The 21,782-nt window shown below is 59.4% G+C and carries 16 protein-coding genes; 8 read left to right on the top strand and 8 right to left on the bottom strand.

Annotation, left to right across the window (positions count from 1 at the left end; all coding sequences use genetic code 11):
* Positions 1-166 precede the first annotated feature (166 nt).
* Positions 167-1,852: a 2-isopropylmalate synthase gene (gene leuA, locus HX773_RS13290; protein ID WP_176971889.1), complete on the top strand. Its 1,686-nt coding sequence runs from the start codon at positions 167-169 to the stop codon at positions 1,850-1,852.
* Here leuA and HX773_RS13285 read toward each other — a convergent pair.
* Positions 1,803-2,585, bottom strand: a complete 783-nt coding sequence (locus tag HX773_RS13285) for a helix-turn-helix transcriptional regulator (protein ID WP_176971888.1) — start codon at positions 2,583-2,585, stop codon at positions 1,803-1,805. The two genes, leuA and HX773_RS13285, sit on opposite strands and share 50 nt — an antisense overlap.
* Before the next feature lies 1 nt (position 2,586).
* Positions 2,587-3,450: an NAD(P)-dependent oxidoreductase gene (locus HX773_RS13280; RefSeq protein ID WP_176971887.1), complete on the bottom strand. Its 864-nt coding sequence runs from the start codon at positions 3,448-3,450 to the stop codon at positions 2,587-2,589.
* A gap of 219 nt (positions 3,451-3,669) precedes the next feature.
* Between HX773_RS13280 and pqqU the strand changes: the two genes are divergently transcribed.
* Positions 3,670-5,781 carry a TonB-dependent receptor PqqU gene (pqqU, locus tag HX773_RS13275; protein WP_176971886.1) on the top strand — a complete coding sequence of 704 codons (2,112 nt, stop codon included), beginning with the start codon at positions 3,670-3,672 and terminating at the stop codon, positions 5,779-5,781.
* 382 nt (positions 5,782-6,163) lie between these two features.
* Here the strand turns inward: pqqU and HX773_RS13270 are convergent, their stop codons facing one another.
* From HX773_RS13270 to HX773_RS13260, 3 genes are all read right to left on the bottom strand, one after another.
* Positions 6,164-6,718, bottom strand: a complete 555-nt coding sequence (locus tag HX773_RS13270; RefSeq protein WP_176971885.1) for an isochorismatase family protein — start codon at positions 6,716-6,718, stop codon at positions 6,164-6,166.
* 17 nt (positions 6,719-6,735) lie between these two features.
* Positions 6,736-7,161, bottom strand: a complete 426-nt coding sequence (locus HX773_RS13265; RefSeq protein ID WP_176971884.1) for a MarR family winged helix-turn-helix transcriptional regulator — start codon at positions 7,159-7,161, stop codon at positions 6,736-6,738.
* 120 nt (positions 7,162-7,281) lie between these two features.
* The gene (locus tag HX773_RS13260) at positions 7,282-7,827 is read right to left on the bottom strand and encodes a helix-turn-helix domain-containing protein (protein ID WP_176971883.1); all 546 of its coding nucleotides are present in this window, start codon (positions 7,825-7,827) and stop codon (positions 7,282-7,284) included.
* 96 nt (positions 7,828-7,923) lie between these two features.
* Between HX773_RS13260 and HX773_RS13255 the strand changes: the two genes are divergently transcribed.
* From HX773_RS13255 to HX773_RS13240, 4 genes are all read left to right on the top strand, one after another.
* Positions 7,924-9,102 (top strand): benzoate/H(+) symporter BenE family transporter, encoded by a 1,179-nt coding sequence (locus HX773_RS13255; RefSeq protein WP_176971882.1) that lies wholly within the window; start codon positions 7,924-7,926, stop codon positions 9,100-9,102.
* Positions 9,103-9,254: 152 nt separating this feature from the next.
* Entirely contained in the window at positions 9,255-10,598 is a 1,344-nt protein-coding gene (locus tag HX773_RS13250; RefSeq protein WP_176971881.1) for an SrfA family protein, read from the top strand.
* Positions 10,599-10,600: 2 nt separating this feature from the next.
* Positions 10,601-13,573, top strand: a complete 2,973-nt coding sequence (locus HX773_RS13245) for a virulence factor SrfB (protein ID WP_176971880.1) — start codon at positions 10,601-10,603, stop codon at positions 13,571-13,573.
* Positions 13,570-15,942 carry a virulence factor SrfC family protein gene (locus HX773_RS13240; protein ID WP_176971879.1) on the top strand — a complete coding sequence of 791 codons (2,373 nt, stop codon included), beginning with the start codon at positions 13,570-13,572 and terminating at the stop codon, positions 15,940-15,942. Before HX773_RS13245 ends, HX773_RS13240 begins: the two co-directional genes overlap by 4 nt.
* 1 nt (position 15,943) lies before the next feature.
* Here HX773_RS13240 and HX773_RS13235 read toward each other — a convergent pair whose 3' ends face one another.
* The 3 genes from HX773_RS13235 to HX773_RS13225 all read right to left on the bottom strand — a co-directional run bounded on the left by HX773_RS13235 (position 15,944) and on the right by HX773_RS13225 (position 17,087).
* A complete protein-coding gene (locus HX773_RS13235) occupies positions 15,944-16,216 on the bottom strand; it encodes a barstar family protein (protein ID WP_176971878.1) in 273 nt (90 codons plus the stop codon).
* A 2-nt stretch (positions 16,217-16,218) separates the two neighbouring features.
* A complete protein-coding gene (locus HX773_RS13230; RefSeq protein ID WP_176971877.1) occupies positions 16,219-16,653 on the bottom strand; it encodes a ribonuclease domain-containing protein in 435 nt (144 codons plus the stop codon).
* Positions 16,654-16,739: 86 nt separating this feature from the next.
* Positions 16,740-17,087, bottom strand: coding sequence for a helix-turn-helix domain-containing protein (locus tag HX773_RS13225; RefSeq protein WP_008110158.1), 348 nt, complete (start codon positions 17,085-17,087; stop codon positions 16,740-16,742).
* A 293-nt stretch (positions 17,088-17,380) separates the two neighbouring features.
* On the opposite strand from HX773_RS13225, the gene HX773_RS13220 reads away from it, so the two are divergent.
* Both HX773_RS13220 and oqxB read left to right on the top strand, forming a co-directional pair.
* A complete protein-coding gene (locus tag HX773_RS13220; RefSeq protein ID WP_176971876.1) occupies positions 17,381-18,535 on the top strand; it encodes an efflux RND transporter periplasmic adaptor subunit in 1,155 nt (384 codons plus the stop codon).
* 18 nt (positions 18,536-18,553) lie between these two features.
* Entirely contained in the window at positions 18,554-21,706 is a 3,153-nt protein-coding gene (gene oqxB, locus HX773_RS13215) for a multidrug efflux RND transporter permease subunit OqxB (protein ID WP_176971875.1), read from the top strand.
* The last annotated feature ends 76 nt before the right edge of the window (positions 21,707-21,782 follow it).

Here is a 21,782-nt window from a genome sequence, read left to right as displayed (position 1 = left end):
AATGGCGACCCTACGACCTAACCCACGCATTTGTAGGGTCGTCATTTATGGCGACCGACGGCATGGCCGCGCAAATGTCACTTTTGCGCGAGTGGTTGTCAGCAATGCGCGAGCCGCGCCACGCGATGCTGGGCGAGACTGAACGCCACATCACAAGGAGATCGTTATGCTCACGCAACCCGCTGCAAAATACCGTCCGTTTCCGGTCATCGACTTACCCGATCGTCAGTGGCCCTCGCGCCAGCTGACGCAGGCACCGCGCTGGCTCTCAACCGACTTACGCGATGGCAATCAGGCGCTGGCGACGCCGATGGACAGCGCGCGCAAGCTGGAGTTCTGGCAACTGCTGCTGCGCTGTGGCTTCAAGGAGATTGAGGTGGCGTTCCCGGCGGCATCGCAGACCGATTTTGATTTTGTACGGTTGCTGATTGAGCAGAAGCACATTCCCGACGATGTGGCGATTCAGGTGTTGACCCAGGCGCGCAGCGACCTGATCGATCGCACTTTCGACGCGCTGCGTGGCGCGCCAAACGCCATTATTCATCTGTACAACGCCACCGCGCCGCTGTTCCGCGAGCGCGTGTTCCGCCAGAGCAAAGCCGAGATTATCGAACTGGCCTGCGCCGGTGCGCGTCAAATTCACGCCCGCTGCGAAGCGCAAAAGGATACCGCGTGGACCTTCGAGTATTCGCCAGAAACCTTCTGCTTTACCGAACCGGAGTTTGCGCTGGAGATTTGCGAAGCGGTGGCGGCGATTTGGCAGCCGGGCCCGGCGCGTCCGATGATCATCAACCTGCCCGCGACCGTCGAAGTGAACACGCCGAACGTCTATGCCGATCAGATTGAGTATTTCTGTCGCCACTTCAGCCAGCGATCGCAGGTAGCGATCAGCGTGCATCCGCATAACGATCGCGGTACCGGCATCGCCTGCGCCGAGCTGGCGCTGCTGGCGGGTGCCGATCGCGTCGAAGGCTGTTTGTTTGGCAACGGCGAGCGCACCGGCAATGTTGATATCGTCACGCTGGCGCTCAATCTCTACACCCAGGGCATCGCGCCGCAGCTCGATTTCAGCGATATCCAGCAGGTGCTGGAAGTGGTGACGCGCTGCAACCAGCTGCCGGTACATCCGCGTCATCCGTATGCCGGTGAACTGGTGTTTACCGCCTTCTCTGGTTCGCATCAGGATGCGATTCGTAAAGGCTTTGCCGCACGCGCTGAGCGTGAAGAATCGATCTGGCAGATGCCGTATTTGCCGCTCGATCCGCTGGATATCGGCTGCAGCTACGAAGCGGTGATCCGCGTCAATAGTCAATCGGGTAAAGGCGGCACCGCCTGGCTGCTGGAGCAGAATCACGGTCTGCAGCTGCCGCGCGGCTTGCAGCAGGATTTCAGCCGTCTGGTGCAGCAGCAAACCGACCAGCACGGTCAGGAGATGACGCACCACGCGCTATGGCAGCTGTTTTGTCAGCATTACGGCTTAACGCAGCCCGCGCGTCGTTTGCTGGAAGCGGAAAGCCACAGCGACGAGAAAGGCGAAACGCGTCTCAAGGCGCGGCTGCAACAGGGCGCGCAGCCGGTGACGCTGGAAGGCAAAGGCAACGGCTTGCTCTCAGCCGCCGTTGCCGCGCTGCATCAGCGCTATGACGTAATCATCACCATTGAGGATTATCACGAACACACGCTGGGCAAACGCAGCGATAGTCGTTCGGTAACTTACATCAGCTGCATTAATGCACGCGGTGAACGCGCGTGGGGCGTGGGCATTGATAACGATGTGGCGCGCGCTTCACTGCAGGCGCTGCTCAACGCAGCACACGCTTTTCTGCCGCAGGAAAGTAGTTCGCTGGCGTAACACCGAGTACGCGGCGAAACATCGCGCTGAAGGCGCTCGGACTGTCGTAGCCGAGATCGAGCGCCACCGTCAGCACGCTATCGCCCTGCGCTAAGCGGGTTAACGCCACACTCAGTCGCGCGCGGCGCACCCAATCGCTGAACTGCAAACCGGTTTCGCGGCTGAAATGGCGCGCCAGCGTGCGTTCGGCCACGCAGAGTTGCGTGGCGGCGCGAGCCAGCGTCCAGTTTTCGCCGGGCGCTTGCTGGATCTGCTGGCACAAACTCAGCAGCCGCTCGCTTTCCGGCAGTGGCAGACCAAACGGCAGCACGTCCATCACGCGAATCTCATCGAGGATCAGCTCGTAAATCCGCTCTGCGCGGCTGCCGGGAACGTACTGCTCCGGCAGCGCCAGCGCGCTGACAATCAACTCGCGCAGCAGCGGCGAAATCTGCACCACCTGACAACTGGCGGGCAGATCGGCGCGCGCCAGCGGATCCACAAACAGCGTGCGCGCGGCCACGGCACCGACGATGTGCAGCGCGTGACGCGTTCCCGCCGGCAGCCAGACGCCGCGACTCGGCGGCACAATCCAGCTGCCGTGCTGCGTTTCCACTTTCACCACGCCGCTCAGCGTGTGGATCAGCTGGGCGCAATCGTGGTGATGCCACGGCTCCGCGTCGCCATGCGCATAATCGTGCGCATAAGGCACCAGCGGACGATAGGCGAAGTCGAAGTTGAGCCGCGCACTCATGTTAGCGTTTCAGATATTGGTAAACCGCCGCCAAATCCTGCTCGCCGTAACCGGCGTCTACCGCTTGCTGCCAGACATCCACGATGTTTTCCAGCGCCGGCAGTTTGCTATCGCCTGCCGCATCCAGCGCCAGTTTGGCGTCTTTCAGCGCCCAAACCAGATGCATCTGCGGCGTGAAATCACCGCTGGCAATCATGCCGAGTTTCATTTTGGCGTACGGTGCCGCCAGCGGACCGCCATCCAGCACTTTCCACAGATCGTCGGTGCTGAAACCAAACTCTTCCGCCAGACGCGTACTTTCCGCCAGGCTCTGCATCAGACCAATCAGCCAGCTGTTCACCACCAGCTTCATGCGCGAACTGGCGCCCGCCTCGCCCAGCCACTGCGTGCCTTTTCCGATCGCGGCGAACACCTGCTCGGCGGCCTCCGCGTTGCTCTGATCGCCGCTGGCCATCACCAGGATTTGTGCATTTTCGGCCGGTGCTTTGGTGCCGGAAACCGGTGCATCGATAAACACCACGTCCGGACGCGCGCTTTTGAATTCCGCGATCAGTTGATCGGTGGCTGCCACGCCGATGGTGCCCATCTGGCAAATTGTCGCGCCCTGCTTGAGCGCGGAGCTGGCGTCGTTCAGCGCCTGACGCGTGGTAGCGCCGTCGGCCAGCATGGCGATCACCACATCCGCGCCACTCACCGCTTGCGCTGCGCTGTCGGCCAGCATGATGCCTGCATCCAGCAAATCTTCGCCTTTGGCACGCGTGCGGTTCCAGCCGCGCACCGTGAAGCCTTTTTTCAACAGGTTAGCGGCAAACGCATGCCCCATCGCGCCCAATCCCAGTACCGCGACCACAGGTTGTTGACTCATCATTCCCTCTCTTTTGTGCCTTCAGACAAAACCGCCAGACTGACAGAATTTCCCTGACGCAGCCAGGCCAGAGATGCGATGAAAAAACATTTTCAACACCGCAATTATTAATAATCCGTCATACTATTAACGCTTTTCAAACAAATGATAAAACGATTAACATACGCGCCATTAATGTTCCATTCGGTTCATTTCACGCCCTTTTTACGGTCTTTCATAATGAAAATAGCTTTACTGCGACAGGCTTCGCTGCTGATGCTGCCTGCGATGTTACCGGTCTCGGCGCTGGCGGCAAACGCGGCCAGCAATACCATGGTGGTGAGCGCGGCGCCGTCCGCCTCGGGCCTTTCTGAACTCGACACGCCAGCCGCGGTTAGCGTGGTGTCGGGCGACGATATGCGCCATGCCGCACCGCGCGTGAATTTGTCAGAAAACCTCAGCAGCGTGCCGGGTTTGCAGATACAAAATCGTCAAAATTATGCCCAGGACCTGCAGATTTCGGTGCGCGGTTTCGGTTCGCGTTCCACCTTCGGCCTGCGCGGGATTCGCATGTACGTTGACGGGATCCCAGCCACCATGCCCGACGGCCAGGGACAAACCTCCAACATCGATATCGGCTCAATCGATCACATCGACGTGCTGCGCGGCCCGTTCTCGGCGCTGTACGGCAACTCGTCGGGCGGCGTAATTAACGTTGAAACCGAAACCGGACAGCAACCGACCACGCTGGAAGCCAGCAGCTGGTATGGCAGTTACGGTAGCTGGCGTAACAGCGTTAAAGCCAGCGGCGCAACCGGCGACGGTACGCAAGCCGGCGACGTCAACTACACGGTTTCCGCCTCGCGCTTTACCACGCACGGCTTCCGCGATCACAGTTCGGCGCAGAAAAACCTCGGCAACGCCAAACTCGGCGTGCGCATCGACGATGTCAGCACCCTGACGCTGCTGTTCAACAGCGTGCACGTTGAAGCGCAGGATCCAGGCGGTTTGACCGCCGAGCAGTGGAAAGATAATCCACGCCAGGTCGCCAGCAACGTGACCTTGTACGACGCGCGTAAAACCGTCGATCAAACGCAAGCGGGCCTGCACTATCAGCGCCAGATGAGTGAAAACGACGACCTTAGCGTGATGATGTACGCCGGTGAACGTGAAACCACGCAGTATCAATCGATTCCTAAAGCCACCCAGCTGCGCGCAGGTTATCCCGGCGGCGTCATTTCTCTGTCACGGCATTATCAGGGCATCGATACCCGCTGGACGCACCGCGACGCGCTGTTCACCATTCCGGTAACCTTCACCGGCGGGCTCGACTACGAAACCATGACCGAGAAGCGCAAAGGGTATCAAAACTTTAGCGGCGACGAGCTGGGCGTGCAGGGCGAGATGCGTCGTAACGAACGCAACCTGATGTGGAACCTCGATCCTTATCTGCAAACCGCGTGGCAGCTGACCGATAAACTGTCGCTGGATGCCGGCGTACGTTTCAGCACGGTGAATTTCGACTCCAATGACTATTACGTCACCGACAGCGATCCGGATGACAGCGGCAATCGTCGCTATCACCGCTGGTTGCCTGCCGCTGCGCTGAATTACGCGATTGATAACAGCTGGAATGCCTATGTTTCTGCTGGTCGCGGCTTCGAAACGCCGACGCTGAATGAGTTGTCCTACCGCGCCGCCGATCAGGCCGGACTCAATCTCAACCTGCAACCCGCCACCAGCGAAACGTTTGAACTAGGCAGCAAGAAACGGATTGGCAATGGCCTGTTAACTGCGGCGATTTTCCAGACTGACACCAAAAACGAGATCGTTTCCGACAGCAGCTTTGAAGGCCGCACCAGCTACAAAAACGCCGGTGAGACCCGCCGTCGTGGATTGGAGCTCGGCCTCGACCAGCAGTTTGGTGAAAGCTGGCGCTTCAAAGCCGCATGGACCTTGCTGGATGCCCGCTATCGCTCTAACGCCTGCGGCACCGCAAGCTGCGACGGCAACCGCATTCCCGGCATTGCCCGTAACATGGCTTACGCCGGACTGGCTTACGCGCCCGATCAAGGCTGGTATGCCGGAACCGATGTGCGCTACCTGAGCGATATCGCGGCGGATGATGAAAACGATGTGAAAGCGCCGTCTTACACCGTGGTCGGCGTGAACAGCGGTTATAAATGGCTGGTGCAGAACTGGACGCTGGATCTGTTTGGCCGCGTCGATAACCTGTTTGATCGCAACTACATCGGTTCGGTGATCGTGAATGAAAGCAACGGTCGCTACTACGAACCGGCGCCGGGGCGCAATTACAGCGTGGGTCTGACGGTGAGTTACGCGTTTCAGTAAATAAACGTGAATGCCGGTGCGCATAAATGCGCACCCTACGAAAACCTCGCCAATTACAGTAGGGTCGCCATTCATGGCGACCGATTTACCCTCAGCTAACAAGCAGCATGCAAGACTTGTCTGTATTGCAGGGCCTTTACTGTTTTTACTTAGGAAAGAAGCTGCCGATTCGCTATTTTCATTTTCTTTTTCAATATGAGAAAGAACATGACTAAAAAGAAAATTTCAGCGAAACGTCCAGTGCCCAATCAGAAAGTGAAAGCAGTTAAGCACTCCCTCACTCCTATACATCAACGAATGTCAGATCCTTGTGCATCTGAAATCGACTTTGTACCTGTCAGGCTGAACATCACTTCTCGCCCTGTAGAATGGTAGTTATCTTTTACTTCAACAACGCCAGCACATCATCGGTGGTGCCGGTTTCGCCCAGGCGCGGGAAGATGCGATCGACGCTGTTTTTGTGCGTTTCGGCATTCAGGCAGGTCATAGCGTCGGTAGCCAACGTGACGTTGTAACCCAGCTCATACGCCTGACGCGCCGTGGATTCCACGCCGATGCTGGTGGCGATGCCACAAACCACTACCTGCGTGATGCCGCGCTGCTGCAGCTGCTCGTGCAAATCCGTGTTATGGAAAGCGCCCCAGGTTTTTTTGGTGATGACGATGTCGCCGCGCTGCTGCGCCAGGTCTGGCACCAACGTCGCCCAATCGGCTGGCAGATCGCCAGCGTGTTTCGGCTGCTCATTGCGGCCAGGCGCGCCGCCCGCAACGTTGACCAGCACCACGGGGCGCTTTTGCCCACGGAAAGCATCGGCCAGACGCGCTGAGCGCTCAATCACTTCATGCGCCTCTAACGGTGCGACCGGCAGCGCAACAATGCCGTTTTGCAGGTCAATCACAATCAGCGCGGTGTTGTCGTCAAGGGTAGTTAAAGCCATGTTGAGTCCTCTCAGGATTATTGGTCGGCAAGTCGTTGCAGTAAGGGAATAGCGGCCAGCAGCGTGTGTTGTTCCTGCGCATTCAACTGCGTCGCAATGCTGTTGAGCAGCCAGTCATCACGTTGTGCGCGGTTGGCGGCGATCAGTTTCAGGCAGGCATCGGTGGGTTGATAGCGGGTTTTCCGGCCATCCAGCGGATCGGCGGCGCCCTGCACCATACCCAGCGTCTGCAGGCTGGCCACGGTGGCGCCCATCGACTGCGTGCGCACCCCTTCCAGCGTAGCCAATTCTGTTACCGTCATGGCGCCCTCGCGCACCAGATAACCGAGTACCGATACCTGCGGCCAGGTGAGATCGCCCGGCGGCGCCGATTCCCGCAGGCGACGCGCCAGTTTGCCATTGATGCTGCGCAGTAACGCCGCCGCGCTGTTGAGGTCGCTCATGGCACCTTCTCCTTACTGATGAGCCGCGAGTATATAAATACGAAGGCAAACTGGGTAGTTTACCTTCGTATCAATTTGTAATTGTGCCGGATTGTTAGGTGGTCGCAATGAATGGCGATCCTACGGGCGTTGCAGATAATGAATCAAACTGTGGAAACGCAGCGGCGTGCTGAGGGGATTGCGGTAGCTGTGCGGCGTATCGGCGGCGAACTGGCTGGCTTCGCCCGAGAGCAAACGCCGCCATGTGCCTTCCACGCCCAGCAACAATTCGCCTTCCTGCACCACAACCTGCTCAATCACCCCGCTTTCATGCGCCGATGAATCGCTCTGCGCGCCACCCGCCAGCGTCACTTCCAGTAGATCAAAACGCAGTTTGGCATCGTACGGCAGCAACGGCTTAACCTGCATCTGCGCGTTGGGCTGGCTGAAGGTCGCCACGCTGCCCGGCGGTTGATCGCTGCCCTGCACAAAGAAGGAAAACGGCACGTTAAAGCCGGTGGCGATTTTCCACAGCGTCGCCACCGTGGGGCTCGATTCGCCGCGCTCAATTTGGCCGAGCATCGCTTTGCTCACGCCGGTGCGATCCGCTGCCAGTGTCAGGCTCCAGCCGTTGGCCTGACGCAGCTGTTTCAGCGCCAGACTCAAATGTTGATGCAAATTTTCCATGTGTTCTCCCGAAAAGCTCGCGCGCAGTGTAGCACTTGTGCGCTATAACGCTCCATGCCACAATGTGCGTTATAACGCACAACCGGATGTGACCTGATGACAACCGCCACCACGCGCAGTGCTTTCTCCTTCCCGATGCTGATTTCGGGTTTTATCGCCGTGCTGGTGGGTTACAGCAGCACGGCGGCGCTGATCTTTCAGGCGGCGCAGGCGGCGGGCGCTTCGCCGGAGCAGATTGGCGGCTGGCTGTCGATGCTCGGCGTCGGTATGGGTTTGGCCTCGCTCGGCTTATCGCTGTGGACACGCATGCCGATTCTCGCCGCCTGGTCAACGCCCGGCGCGGCGCTGCTCGCCACCAGCGTGCAGGGCTTGACGCTGAATGAAGTGGTGGGCGTGTTCGTCGCCACCAACCTGCTGATTGTGTTGTGCGGCGTCACCGGCCTGTTCGCTCGTTTGATGAATCACATTCCGCAGTCGCTGGCGGCAGCGATGCTGGCCGGGATTCTGCTGAAGTTTGGCATCGGCACCTTTAGCGGTTTGCAGAGCAATTTCGCGCTGTGCGGCAGCATGTGTCTGGTGTGGCTGTTGAGCCGCCGCTGGCTGCCGCGCTACGCCATCATTCTGGCGTTGATCGCGGGCGTGCTGGTGGCGCTCGGCCAGCAATCGATCCACTTTCCGCCGCATGCGCTGGCGATCAGCCAGCCGGAATTCATCATGCCGCAGTTTACTCTGTCGGCGCTGATTGGCGTGGGTTTGCCCTATTTCCTCGTCACCATGGCGTCACAAAATGCGCCCGGCATCGCCACCTTGCAGGCGCACGGTTATCAGCCGCCGGTATCAGCGCTCACCGGCTGGACCGGATTTATTGCTTTAGTGCTGTCGCCGTTTGGCGGCTTTTCGGTGTGTATCGCCGCGATTACCGCCGCTATCTGCATGGGCGACGATGTCGATCCGAATCCGGCGCGCCGCTGGATGGCGTCGGCATTGGCGGGCGTGTTCTATCTGCTGACTGGCTTTACCGGCGGATTGATCGCCATCATGCTGAGCGCCTTGCCGCCGGTGTTGATTGCCACGCTGGCGGGCCTCGCGCTACTCGCCACGCTGTCCGGCAGTTTGCAGCGCGCCTTAACCGAACCGGATCAGCGCGACAGCGCCATCGTGGCGTTTCTCATCACCGCCAGCGGTATTTCGCTGCTCGGTATCGGCTCCGCCTTTTGGGGTTTGCTCGGCGGCATGCTGACCTATGCGATCCTTTCCCCGCGCAGCCGCGCTTAAAATTTCAGCAATCTTCTCCGCACGCGGGAAAAACGCCCTGTTTTTCCCCCTTTATCAGCCGTTTGATTTCGCTGCATTTGGCTTAAGATCACTATCATCGCCAAAAACACACACTGTTCTGCCTCAGACAACCACCGATAAGGGCCCAACGAGTGGCAAAAACTTTTCTGCGCAGCGGCAATCTGGACACGGTACTGGCACTGGGTGAAAACGGCCAGCCGGTCTGGACATCCGCGCTGCAAATCCGTGAAACCCTGCGCCTGCGCCGCCAAACCACGCTGGCCAATTGCCTCGCGATCCCGCAGGTCAACGAGCGCGGTGACCGCCTCGATTGGTACGCCCCGTTTAATGGCAAAGTAAAATCCTGGCTGGGTGCCAGCGATCACGAGCGCCGTCAGGCGCTGGAACTGCTGACGCTTAACCAGCAGGATCTGCAGGCGCTGAGCCTGCGCGCGCGCGACGCGGAGAATCCGGCGATGCGCTTGTTTGCTGCGTTGCTGAGCAAAACGTTGCAGTTCCCGGATCAGCAGTACGTTTATCTGGTGGATGGCAAACCGGTGATCACCTTCTGGGGCTTTGTCGATCCGCAGGCGCGTTCGCGTGATGACGCGCTGGCCTGCCTGCGCGATTCGCTGGAAGATGAACTGCCGCCGCTGCTGCCAGAACCGCCAGCACCCGCTCCGCTGGTGGTGGCGCCGGTAATTGCGCCGCTGATCGAGGTGCCGCCTGCCGCAGCTGAACCGCTGATCGCGCCGGAACCTGAAGTCGAAGAACCGGCGGTTGAGGTCATTCCTGAGCCCGCGCCTGAACCGATACCCGAACCTGTCACGCCGCCACGTCGCGCCTTTGCCGTGCGTCCGCTGATGCTGCTGTTGCCGGTTGCGGCGCTGGTGGCTGCGGGCGTCGCCTTCTGGCTGCACAGCGCGCCGCAACCTGCTGCGATTCGCGTTGCGGATGTGCCTGTGCCGGTGAGTAAGCCGCCTGCCGTGATGGTTAAAGCGGAAAAACTCGCCGCCACGCTGCCACAAACCGCCGCCACCGTCGTTGCCGCCGCGCCGATTGCTGCACCTGTCGCGCCGCCGGAAGTGGTGGCTGAACACACCGAACCGGCCAAAGCCGATGATTTGGTGATGACCACCGAAGATGCGCGCGTTGGATCGGTGAAATTTATCAATGGCACCTGGCGCGTCACGTTGCGTCAAACCAATCTGCCGACCGGCAAACCGCCAAGCCTGCGTTATCAAATCCGCAACGGCAAAGGCACCGCCACCATTACCCAGGGCGACAACATTCGCTGTAAAGCCGATGTCACCGCCGCGATGACCACCGCCGGCAGCATGGAAGTGCGCAGCCGCTATACTGCGACCTGCAGCGATAAATCGCGTTACCGCATGCCGGAACTGGTGTGTAAAGCCGGTGATGGCATCGCCAGCTGTACTGCGCAATATGGCGCAGATCAGGTCTTCCCGTTGACGATTAAGCGTGAGAGTAAGTAAACATGTTGGCTCCCCTCATCGATGACAAACAGAAAATCACGCTGATTGAAGATAGCGGTGTGCAGTTTCTTGATTTCGGTTTGCGTTTACCTGCGTTGCAGGCACGCCGCCAATTCGTGCGGCAAACCGCCAACGGCCCGCTGCTGCGCCTCAATGTCGACGGCAACAGCGGCAAGTTCCTGCTCTATCCGGAAGACGGTGGCGCAGCGGAAGTGGTGCGTCCGGAAACGGATATCGCACTGGCCGATTCCCTGAAACTGCTGGCCCATCAATGGCTGCCGCTGCCGGTGCTGCGCTGTACCAGCGGACGTCGTTTTATCGGCGGCCCGGACAACTGGGCGCGTCTGCATCTGGCACCGCTGGCGCAACCCGACGCGGCAGGCAACACCCATCGCATCACCCTCGCCTTTGATACGCGCATTGTGTCTGAGCAGGATGGCGGCGAGCAGCACGGTTTAAGCAAAGCCGATGCGCAGAACGGCGTCAGTTTCGCCCTCGCCTGGCACAACTACGAGCTGGGCGAATTTCTCGACCATACGTGGGTTGATGGCTGGCTGCGTGAAACCTTTAGCCAGCAGGTGCATGCGCTGGAATCACGCCGCGAACAGGAGCTGAACCAGGCGCTGCGTGAATTCGAATATCAGGCGCACTATCTCAACTTACTGGAACTGCTGGGCGAGCAGCTCGATCTGGCAGAAATCTACATTCAGGCAACCTCGCTGCAAACGCCGGCGGTCAACGTCGATATCATTCTCGACGTCGGCAACTCGCACACCTGCGGCATTCTGGTGGAAGATCACGCCGAAGAGAGCAGCGGCCTGCGTCAAACCTACGAGCTGCAGCTGCGCGATCTCTCTGAGCCGCATCAGGTCTACAACGAGCTGTTCGACAGCCGCCTGGAGTTTGCTGAAACCCGTTTCGGCAAGGCCAACTTTTCGCTGGAGAGCGGCCGCGAAAACGCCTTTATGTGGCCGTCACTGACGCGCGTAGGCCGTGAAGCCAGCCGTCTGGCGCTGCTGCGTGCTGGCACCGAAGGCAGCACCGGTTTATCCAGCCCGCGCCGCTATTTGTGGGATGAAGCGCGCTATCAGCCAGGCTGGCGCTTCAACGCCAACGGCAGCAGCGATGAGCCGCAGGCCAGCGCGCTGCCGTTCACCTTACTGATCAACGACGAAGGCCAGCCGCTACACGCGCTGGCGGAAGACGATCGTCTGCCGGTGTTCTCCGCCAGCTACAGCCGCAGTTCGCTGATGACCTTTATGCTGTGCGAACTGCTGGCGCAGGCGATGATGCAGATGAACAGCGTGGCGCAGCGCCAGCGCATGCCGCAAAGCCAGGCGCCGCGCCAGCTGCGTCATGTGATCCTGACGCTGCCATCGGCGATGCCGAAGCCGGAGCGTGAGATTTTCCGTCGCCGCATGCAGGAAGCCATCGCGCTGGTGTGGAAAGCCGAAGGCTGGCATCCAGCCGAAGAAGCGTTTACTGCCGCCAGCCAGGCCAACAGCCTGCGTCCGGTGCCGGATGTGCAGATGGAGTGGGACGAAGCCACCTGCGGTCAAATGGTATGGCTGTTCAACGAAACCCAGGTCAACTTTGCCGGTCGCGCAGAAGATTTCTTCAGCAGCATGGCGCGCCCGGATCGTCCGCGTGAAGTTGACGAGTTGCCAGGTAAAAGCCTGCGCATCGCCTCGATTGATATCGGCGGCGGCACCACCGATTTAGCCATTACCCAATACCGCCTCGATGACGGCCAGGGCAACAACGTCAAAATCACCCCGCGCTTACTGTTCCGCGAAGGCTTCAAAGTCGCCGGTGACGATATTCTGCTGGATGTGATTCAGCTGTGGATTCTGCCAGCGTTGCAGCAGAGCTTGCAGAAAGCCGGTTTGCAGCTGGCCGAACCGCTGATGAACAAGCTGTTTGGCCACGACAGCCGCATGGACGGACAAGCCACGCTGCGTCAGCAAGTGACGCTGCAGCTGTTTATTCCGCTGGCGCAGGCGGTGCTGGAGCAGTACGAAAACTGGGATCCGCTCGACAGCCACAGCGAAATCAATGCGCTGTTCGGCGAGCTGGTGCCACAAAAACCGGCCAGCAGCGTGCTGGCGTTTGTGAACGGTGAAATTCAGCGCACGCTCGGCGGCGACAGCCGTTTCGATCTGCTTGAGGTGCCGCTGGTGGTCAGCATGGCGCAGCTGCACGGCGAGTTCCTGCAACACCGTATGGCGATTATTCCGGCGCTGCGCGCGATGTGCGAAGTGGTGTCGCTGTATCAGTGCGATGTGCTGCTGCTCACCGGTCGTCCATCACGCTTCCCTGGCATTCAGGCGCTGGTGCGCCATCTGCAACCGCTGCCGGGCAGCCGTATTTTGTCGCTGGAAGGCTATCACACCAGCGACTGGTATCCGTTTAACAAGCAAGGCCGCATTGATAACCCGAAATCCACCGCGGCGGTCGGCGCGATGCTGTGCCTGCTGGCGCTCGATCTGCGCCTCAGCAGCTTCTGGTTCCGCGCCGGTGATTTCGAACCTTACTCCACCATTCGCTATCTCGGCGTGCTGGATGAGACCTCAGCGCTCAGCGACGATAATCTGTGTTACAGCGAGATCGATCTCGACAGCAGCAGTTTCGCGCTGGATCGCAAAAGCAGCTTCCGCATTCGCGGCAACGTTTGCCTCGGCTTCCGCCAGCTGGAGAACGATCGCTGGCCGGCCTCGCCGCTGTATAGCCTGAGCATTGTTGACCCGACGCTGGCGCGTCAGGTTGCCGGCGAAAGCGTACTGCGCATCAAGCTGGCGGTGCAGCCCGGCCCGGATAATCTCGGCCCGGAGCGTTTGGTGCTGAGCGATGCGCGTATGGATGACGGCACGCGTGTGCCGCTGGAGCAACTGAGTCTGAAACTGAACACGCTTTCTGCCACCGGCAACGCGAATGCGCAATATTGGATCGACAGCGGGAGCGTCTGCAAACGATGAGAACTGCCAAAAAAGCCACCTCAGTGACACCAGCAAAACGTCTGAGTCTGATGCAGGAAACGCTGGATGGCGCGCTGAACTGGGTGGAAACCCATCAGGCACACGCGCCGCGCTTGGCGATGGAAGCCGAAACGCTGACGCTGCAACTGCGCCGTGCGCGCGTGGAAAGCCATGCGCTGGCGCGTCAATTGGCGCGTCCGGTTACGCTGGCGCTGTTTGGTCAATCACAGGCGGGTAAAGCCTGGCTGCTGAGCGAAATGGTCGGCGACGCGCAAGGCCAGCTGATTGCGCGCCTGGGCGATAAAACCTTCAATTATTTCCAGAACATCAATCCAGGCAATCTCGATTTCGCCATCGCCACCCGCTTCAGCCATCAGCGCGAAACGCAATCCAACGCCTGGCCGCTGGAGATGACGCTGCTGAGCGAAGTGGAGCTGATTCGCCTGATGCTGGCCTGCGCCAAAACCGAAGAGCAGCCAGACAGCGCACCGATTGATGCCGCATTACAACGCTTGCAGCGCCATCGTCAGGATGAAGTGCAACCGGGTTTAGATAGCGATGCGCTGATCACCTTGTGGGCGTGGAGCCGTCGCCATCATCGTCACGCCGAAATTCTCGATCGCCACTTCTGGCCGCAGGCGGTGGCGCTGGCACCGTGGCTCAACGTCGACGATCGCGTGCAGCTGTTTGCGCTGCTGTGGCCGGGACAAACGGCGCTCAACGAAAGCCTGCGCAGCCTGATGCACTTGCGCCATCAGCTGCGTCACGCGCCGCGCGTGTTAGCACCGCTTAGTTTACTGGCGGATGACGCCGCGCTGCCGGCCGAAAAGCTGGTGAGTAATGATGCCGATTGGCAAGAGATGATCGACGTGTGCCCAATCGTCGCTAATCGTCTCGGCAAAGCGCAGCCGGTGCCGCTGGGCTTGCTGGCGCTGCTGACGCTGGAAATCACCCTGCCGTTAAGCTCCACGCCGCGTCAGGCGCTGTACGATGAAGCCGATATGCTGGAATTGCCCGCGCCGGGCACGCCTGCCGACCGCGCGCAGCAAGACGAGCTCGCCCAGTTGCGCAAACGCGATCCGCTGCGCGCTACGCTGCTGGAACAGAAACGCGCGCTGCTGCCGGGGCTGTACGCCGCGCGTCAGGGCATTGATCTGATGCTGATCTGTACCGCCGCCAGCCAGCGCCAGGATACCGATGTCGCCGCCAGCGCGCTGCGCGAGTGGCACATACATCAAACCATCGCCGCCAGCGGTGAGAAGCCGCGTTTGATTTGGGCGATCACGCCGCATGACGCGCGCTATCAGCAGCAGCAGATTAGCGTTGACGAAGCGGTGCAACGCCAGATTGGTCAGCCGGGACAGAGTTGGGGATCGATGCTGGCGCTCGATCGCGCAGGCGTCGATCGCATGGGCAGCTGGTTGCAGGATGAGATGCAGCCGGAAGCGCGCCGCGATCGTCTGGCGCTGCAGCTCAGCGCGCTGCAGCACAAGCTGGTGGAACGTTTGCAGCCGTGGACCGAATCCAGCGCCACGCCAGAACAAGCGGCTCGCAAGCAGGCGATCTCCGATACGCTGCTGAAATGCTTGCAACATCGCACCGGTTTGCACGGCGAACTGCTGGAGCGTTTGCAGCCGTCGCGTGAAGCGGTGCGCCAGCTGTGGCTGAGCCAGAACAGCAGCCATCACATTCAGCACAGCGCCAAAACGGCGGCCGCTGAGCAGAGCTATTTCGGCATCGGCTTCGAGTTCGATCTGTTTAAAGATGAGCCGGTGGCCGCCGCTGAGCCGCGCAGCTCGGGCGGTCAGCGCGATCAGCAATTCCCGCAGCAGGTGTTTGCGCTGTGGCTGGAGCACTTGCGTCAGCTGCCGGAGAGCCGCAGCCTGCTGGCGCTGCTCAACGTCGATAAGCCGACGCTGGAGATGCTGGTGGAAGAGTTAATTACCGCCAGCTTCCGTCTCAAGGTGCTGAGCAAACTGCAAAGCGCGCTTAACGAGCCGGATGCGCAGGCCAGCGCCCATGAAGCGCGTACCGATCGTCAGGTTTCACGCGCCATGACGGTGCTGGGGGATTTCGTGGCGTGGCTGGGCTTTTTACAGCGCCCGGAGAGCGAGCGTCCTGAAAGTCGCGTCAATCGCGGTCAGACCATTTTTGCCCGCCCGCCTGCGCCGAGCGTCAGCTTCTCGCCGGGACAGCGTTTGACGCGTCTGTCGGCCGCGCCCGCCAATCATACCGCTTACTACATCTATGACTGGCTGGTGGGTTTGAATTCGGTGATCGTTGAGAACAATGGCTACACCGGCGGCGGCGATTTGCCCGCGAATGCGCGACAGATGCTGGCGATTTTGCTGTTACCGCTGCACGCGTAGTTTATTCCCCACGCACCAGGCGCAGCTCGCCTTGCAACTGCTGCTGCGCCTCTTCAAGTAACGCCAGCACCGGCGCAAATTCGGCACTCTCGCTGGCGTCATCGGCATGCGCTAAATAGAAGGTGGCCGGCAGCGCCATGCCGCCGGTCAGCCAATCCCACAGCGCATCAAGATTGTTACCGAAATCCACTGGGCAGGCACTCTGCTGCACCAGCGCGCGGTAAAATGCCTGGCGATCCGACAAATTTTCAAAGTCAAAATGGAGCGTCAACATGGTTAAGGCACCTGTTTGAAGCTGCGATAGTGATCGGTGGTGAGGAAAATCAAGCCATCGGAAGAGTAAAGCAGACGATCGGCGTCGCGGTGGCCGCAATCGTAATTGACGTCAGCTTCATACCATTGTCGACCCGCCTGCATCGGCAGCCTTCTTTCGCGGTTGCTAAAGCGGTCGCCACCAATCGCGCGGCCCGGCAAGACCTCACACAAGTTGCCCTTGCTGGGATTCCAGCCCTGACGACGTGCTTCATATTTGGTGAGATAGAGATCGGGTAATTTGTGATGCTGCTGCAGCCAACGCGCCACGGTGTTGGCATCGGTGAGTTGCGAAATATCGGGGTGGCTGGCTGACCATTTATCGGACAAACGCGGTTTAAGCCCGAGCCACAACGCGGCCAGGATCAGAATTAAGGCAATCCAGAGTTTTTTTGACATGGTGACATCCTGAAAAACAGGACGACGATAATAACAGATTTAGGGCAGGGAAAAACGCGGGCCAGCAAAGCTGGCCCTGGCGGGGTTTACTGCATCGCGCTGGCGGATGGCGCGGCGTGACGACGCCATGCTCCCGGCGCTACGCCATACTGGCGTTTGAAGCTGCGGTTAAACGACTGCTGCGAGTCAAAACCGAGTGAAATCGCAACGTTAAGAATCGGTTCATTGCTGGTGGTCAAGCGATCCGCTGACTTCTTCAGCTTCTTCTCACGAATGTATTCGCCCAGAGGCAAACCCGTATGCTCTTTGAACATACGTTGCAGGTGCCATTTCGAATAACCGGCGCGCCCCGCTACGGTATCCAGATCCAGACGCGTTTCAATATTGTTGTCAATCCAGTCGATCAAATCGTGAATAAATGCGGTGGTCATCATCTCGTTTTCTCCGGTCGCCGTTGCGAACAGTATCAGTATCAGTTGCAATTACACTTTAAGGTTGAACGACTATGCCAGTTAATGCAAGTTTTATTATTGCATTAAATGCCGCACTGCGCGTAGGGGCTTTGATCGTTCTGCAACGTAATGATCAAAACCGCACATAAAGTGTATCAGATATTCTTGCAGATGCAGTTTGAGCAAGCCTACACTCGTGGCGTTTTAATGCAATCATAAAAGTTGCAGATTTTTCGTACGTCTCCTTTCTTTTTCACCAATGCGGAATAACAACAATGCATCTGCAAACATATAGGGTTCAATGGGCGGTAAGCCTGTCAGGAGTGATGTTGCTGGGAAGCCTGCTGGCCGGTTGCGATCGCGGTGTGGCGCAAAACGCCCCGCCGCCGCCGCCCGAAGTGAGTGTCGCGCAGGTGGTAGAGCAGAAAGTCAGCCAATGGGATAGCTTCAATGGCCGTTTCGAAGCGGTGCAGAGCGTGCAGCTGCGGCCGCGCGTTTCGGGCTATATCGATCAGGTTAATTATCGCGAAGGCGATGAGGTGAAAAAAGGTCAGGTGCTGTTCACCATTGACGATCGCACCTATCGCGCCACGCTGGAGCAAGCGCAGGCCGAACTCGCCAACGCGCGCAGCCAGGCCACGCTGGCCCGCAGTGAATCGGCGCGTACCGATAAACTGATCGGCACCAATGTGGTGTCACGCGAAGAGTGGGAACAGCGTCGCTCGGCGGCTAATCAGGCGCAGGCCAGCGTGCTGTCGGCGCAGGCCGCGGTGGATATGGCACAGCTGAATCTCGATTTCACCCGCGTTACCGCGCCGATTGAAGGTCGCGCCAGCCGCGCGATGATCACCACCGGCAACTTAGTTACCGCCGGTGACAGCGCCAGCGTGCTGACCACGTTGGTGTCGCAGGATCGCATGTACGTCTACTTCGACGTCGATGAAGCCACTTATCTGCATTATCAGGCGATGGCGCGTAAAGGCGAAAATCGCGGATCGCTGCCGGTGGAAGTGGCGCTGACCGGCGAACAGGGTTTTCCGCATCGCGGCACCGTGGATTTCCTCGATAACCAGCTGACCGCCAGCACCGGCACCATCCGCATGCGCGCCTCGCTGGATAATCAGCAGCGTCAGTTCACGCCGGGCCTGTTTGCGCGCGTGCGCTTGCCGGGCAGTGCCGACTTCACCGCCCTGTTGATTGACGATAAAGCCGTGCTCACCGATCAGGATCGTAAGTACGTTTACGTAGTGGATGCGCAGGGTAAAGCCCAGCGCCGCGATATTCAGGCCGGTGATTTAGCCGATGGGCTGCGCATTGTGCAGCAAGGCCTGAAACCTGGCGACAAGGTGATCGTTAACGGCTTGCAGAAAGTCTTTATGCCTGGCATGCCGGTGACCGCCCAACCGGTGGCGATGCGCTCCGCTCAATAACCTTCGAGACTGCCTTTTATGGATTTCTCCCGCTTTTTTATCGACCGACCGATCTTCGCCGCGGTGCTGTCGATTTTGATCTTTACCACCGGACTGATCGCCATTCCGCTGCTGCCGATCAGTGAATATCCCAACGTGGTGCCACCGAGCGTGCAGGTGCGCGCGGAATATCCCGGCGCTAACCCCAAAGTGATTGCAGATTCCGTGGCGACGCCGCTGGAAGAAGCCATCAACGGGGTAGAAAACATGATGTACATGAAATCCGTGGCCGGTTCCGATGGCGTGCTGGTCACCACCGTGACCTTCCGTCCAGGCACCGATCCGGATCAGGCGCAGGTTCAGGTACAGAATCGCGTGGCGCAGGCCGAAGCGCGTCTGCCGGAAGAGGTGCGCCAACTTGGCCTCACCACGCAGAAGATGTCACCGACGCTGACGCTGGTGGTGCACATGTTCTCGCCACACGGCAAGTACGATTCCCTCTATCTGCGTAACTACGCCACCCTGAAGGTGAAAGATGAACTGGCGCGCCTGCCGGGCGTCGGTCAGATTCAGATCTTCGGTGCCGGTGAATACGCGATGCGCGTCTGGCTCGATCCCAATAAGGTGGCGGCGCGTGGTTTGACCGCCTCCGATGTGGTCAGCGCGATGCAGGAGCAGAACGTGCAGGTTTCTGCCGGTCAGCTTGGCGCTGAGCCGCTGAAGAAACAGAGCGATTTTCTGCTGTCGATAAACACCCAAGGTCGTCTGGAGAGCGAAGAGCAGTTCGGCAATATCATCCTGAAAACCGCCGACGACGGCACGCTGGTGCGCCTGCGTGACGTGGCGCGCATCGAGATGGGTTCCGGCAGCTACGCGTTGCGTTCACAGCTGAACAACAAAGATGCGGTCGGCATCGGTATCTTCCAGGCGCCGGGCGCCAACGCCATCGATCTGTCGAATGCGGTGCGCGACAAAATGGCCGAACTGGCAACCCGCTTCCCGGACGATGTGCAGTGGGCCGCGCCGTACGACCCAACGGTGTTCGTGCGTGATTCGATCCGTGCCGTGGTGCAAACGCTGTTCGAAGCGATTGTGCTGGTGGTGCTGGTGGTGATTCTGTTCCTGCAAACCTGGCGCGCATCGATCATCCCACTGCTGGCGGTGCCGGTTTCGGTGGTCGGTACTTTTAGCATCCTTTATCTGCTCGGCTTCTCGCTCAATACTCTGAGTTTGTTTGGCCTGGTGTTAGCGATCGGGATTGTGGTGGATGACGCCATCGTGGTGGTGGAGAACGTCGAACGTAATATCGAGCAAGGCCTCTCGCCCACCGCGGCGGCGCATCAGGCGATGCGTGAAGTGTCCGGACCGATTATCGCCATCGCACTGGTGCTGTGTGCGGTGTTCGTGCCGATGGCGTTCCTGTCCGGCGTGACCGGTCAGTTCTACAAGCAGTTTGCGGTGACGATTGCCATTTCAACGGTGATCTCCGCCATCAACTCGCTGACGTTGTCACCGGCGCTGGCGGCGCTGCTGCTGAAGCCGCACGATGCCGCGAAGGATATGCCGACGCGTATTATCGATCGCCTGCTCGGCTGGCTGTTCCGTCCGTTTAACCGCTTCTTCCAGCGCAGTTCAGATGGCTATGAATCGCTGGTGGGTAAAACCTTGCGTCGTCGTGGCGCGGTGTTCGGCGTCTACGTGCTGCTGCTGGCCGGAGCGGGCTTTATGTTCCATACCGTGCCGGGCGGCTTTATTCCGACCCAGGATAAGCTCTATCTGATTGGCGGCGTGAAGATGCCGGAAGGTTCGTCGCTGGCGCGTACCGATGAAGTGATTCGCAAGATGAGCGAGATCGGCATGAACACCGAAGGCGTGGCCTATTCGGTCGCCTTCCCCGGTCTGAATGCGTTGCAGTTCACCAACACGCCGAATACCGGCACGGTGTTCTTCGGCCTGAAGCCGTTCAACGAGCGTAAGCGCAGCGCGGCGGAGATTAACGCCGAGATCAACGCCAAGATCGCCAAAATCCAGCAAGGCTTTGGCTTCTCAATTATGCCACCGCCGATTTTGGGTCTGGGACAAGGTTCGGGTTATTCGCTGTATGTGCAGGATCGCGCGGGGCTCGGTTACGGTGCGCTGCAAACCGCCATCAACACCATGACGGGTGCGGTGTTGCAGACGCCGGGCATGATGTTCCCGATTTCATCCTACCAGGCCAACGTGCCGCAGCTGGATGTGCAGGTGGATCGTGATAAAGCCAAGGCGCAAGGCGTGTCGCTGACCGAACTGTTCAGCACGCTGCAAACCTATCTCGGATCGTCGTACGTTAACGATTTCAATAAGTTTGGTCGCACCTGGCGCGTGATGGCGCAGGCGGATGGCGATTTCCGCGATAGCGTGCAGGATATCGGTAATCTGCGTACCCGCAACGATCGCGGCGAAATGGTGCCGATTGGCAGCATGGTGAATATCACCACCACGTACGGCCCGGATCCGGTGATTCGCTATAACGGCTATCCGGCGGCGGACCTGATTGGTGATGCCGATCCGCGCGTGCTCTCTTCAGCGCAGGCAATGCAGAAGCTGGAGGAGATGTCGACGCAGGTGCTGCCGAACGGCATGAACATTGAATGGACCGACCTGAGCTATCAGCAATCAACGCAGGGCAATACCGCGCTGATCGTCTTCCCGGTCGCCGTATTACTGGCGTTCCTGGTGCTGGCGGCGCTGTATGAAAGCTGGACGCTACCGCTGGCGGTGATCCTGATTGTGCCGGTGACCATGCTCTCGGCGCTGGTCGGCGTGTGGCTGACCGGTGGCGATAACAACGTGTTTGTGCAGGTTGGGCTGGTGGTACTGATGGGGCTGGCGTGTAAGAACGCGATTCTTATCGTCGAGTTTGCGCGCGAGCTGGAGATGCAGGGCAAGAGCATTGTCGATGCAGCGCTGGAAGCCTGTCGCCTGCGTCTGCGTCCGATCGTTATGACCTCGATTGCCTTTATCGCCGGTACCATCCCGCTGATTCTTGGTGAAGGTGCAGGCGCAGAAGTGCGCGGCGTAACCGGGATTACCGTGTTCTCCGGCATGCTGGGTGTGACGCTGTTTGGCCTGTTCCTGACGCCGGTGTTCTATGTGACGCTGCGCAAGCTGGTGACGCGCAAGCAACCACAGGCTGAAGTGCAAACGGTGTAAGGGTTTTAGGTGAAATGAACAATCCGGGCCAAGTGCCCGGATTTTTTTTTGCGTGCAGATTGAGGCAATAAAAAAG

This window comes from Pantoea sp. B9002, assembly GCF_013385945.1.
Lineage (GTDB): Bacteria > Pseudomonadota > Gammaproteobacteria > Enterobacterales > Enterobacteriaceae > Pantoea.
This window is presented reverse-complemented; position numbering and strand designations above follow the sequence as displayed.

Coding starts and splice junctions, on each gene's coding strand:
- pqqU (WP_176971886.1), top strand. CDS start 3,670: ATGAAAATAGCTTTACTGCGACAGGCTTCGCTGCTGATGCTGCCTGCG.
- HX773_RS13240 (WP_176971879.1), top strand. CDS start 13,570: ATGAGAACTGCCAAAAAAGCCACCTCAGTGACACCAGCAAAACGTCTG.
- HX773_RS13230 (WP_176971877.1), bottom strand. CDS start 16,653: ATGTCAAAAAAACTCTGGATTGCCTTAATTCTGATCCTGGCCGCGTTG.
- HX773_RS13280 (WP_176971887.1), bottom strand. CDS start 3,450: ATGAGTCAACAACCTGTGGTCGCGGTACTGGGATTGGGCGCGATGGGG.
- HX773_RS13265 (WP_176971884.1), bottom strand. CDS start 7,161: ATGAGCGACCTCAACAGCGCGGCGGCGTTACTGCGCAGCATCAATGGC.
- HX773_RS13235 (WP_176971878.1), bottom strand. CDS start 16,216: ATGTTGACGCTCCATTTTGACTTTGAAAATTTGTCGGATCGCCAGGCA.
- HX773_RS13260 (WP_176971883.1), bottom strand. CDS start 7,827: ATGGAAAATTTGCATCAACATTTGAGTCTGGCGCTGAAACAGCTGCGT.
- oqxB (WP_176971875.1), top strand. CDS start 18,554: ATGGATTTCTCCCGCTTTTTTATCGACCGACCGATCTTCGCCGCGGTG.
- HX773_RS13270 (WP_176971885.1), bottom strand. CDS start 6,718: ATGGCTTTAACTACCCTTGACGACAACACCGCGCTGATTGTGATTGAC.
- HX773_RS13245 (WP_176971880.1), top strand. CDS start 10,601: ATGTTGGCTCCCCTCATCGATGACAAACAGAAAATCACGCTGATTGAA.
- HX773_RS13225 (WP_008110158.1), bottom strand. CDS start 17,087: ATGATGACCACCGCATTTATTCACGATTTGATCGACTGGATTGACAAC.
- HX773_RS13220 (WP_176971876.1), top strand. CDS start 17,381: ATGCATCTGCAAACATATAGGGTTCAATGGGCGGTAAGCCTGTCAGGA.
- HX773_RS13255 (WP_176971882.1), top strand. CDS start 7,924: ATGACAACCGCCACCACGCGCAGTGCTTTCTCCTTCCCGATGCTGATT.
- leuA (WP_176971889.1), top strand. CDS start 167: ATGCTCACGCAACCCGCTGCAAAATACCGTCCGTTTCCGGTCATCGAC.
- HX773_RS13285 (WP_176971888.1), bottom strand. CDS start 2,585: ATGAGTGCGCGGCTCAACTTCGACTTCGCCTATCGTCCGCTGGTGCCT.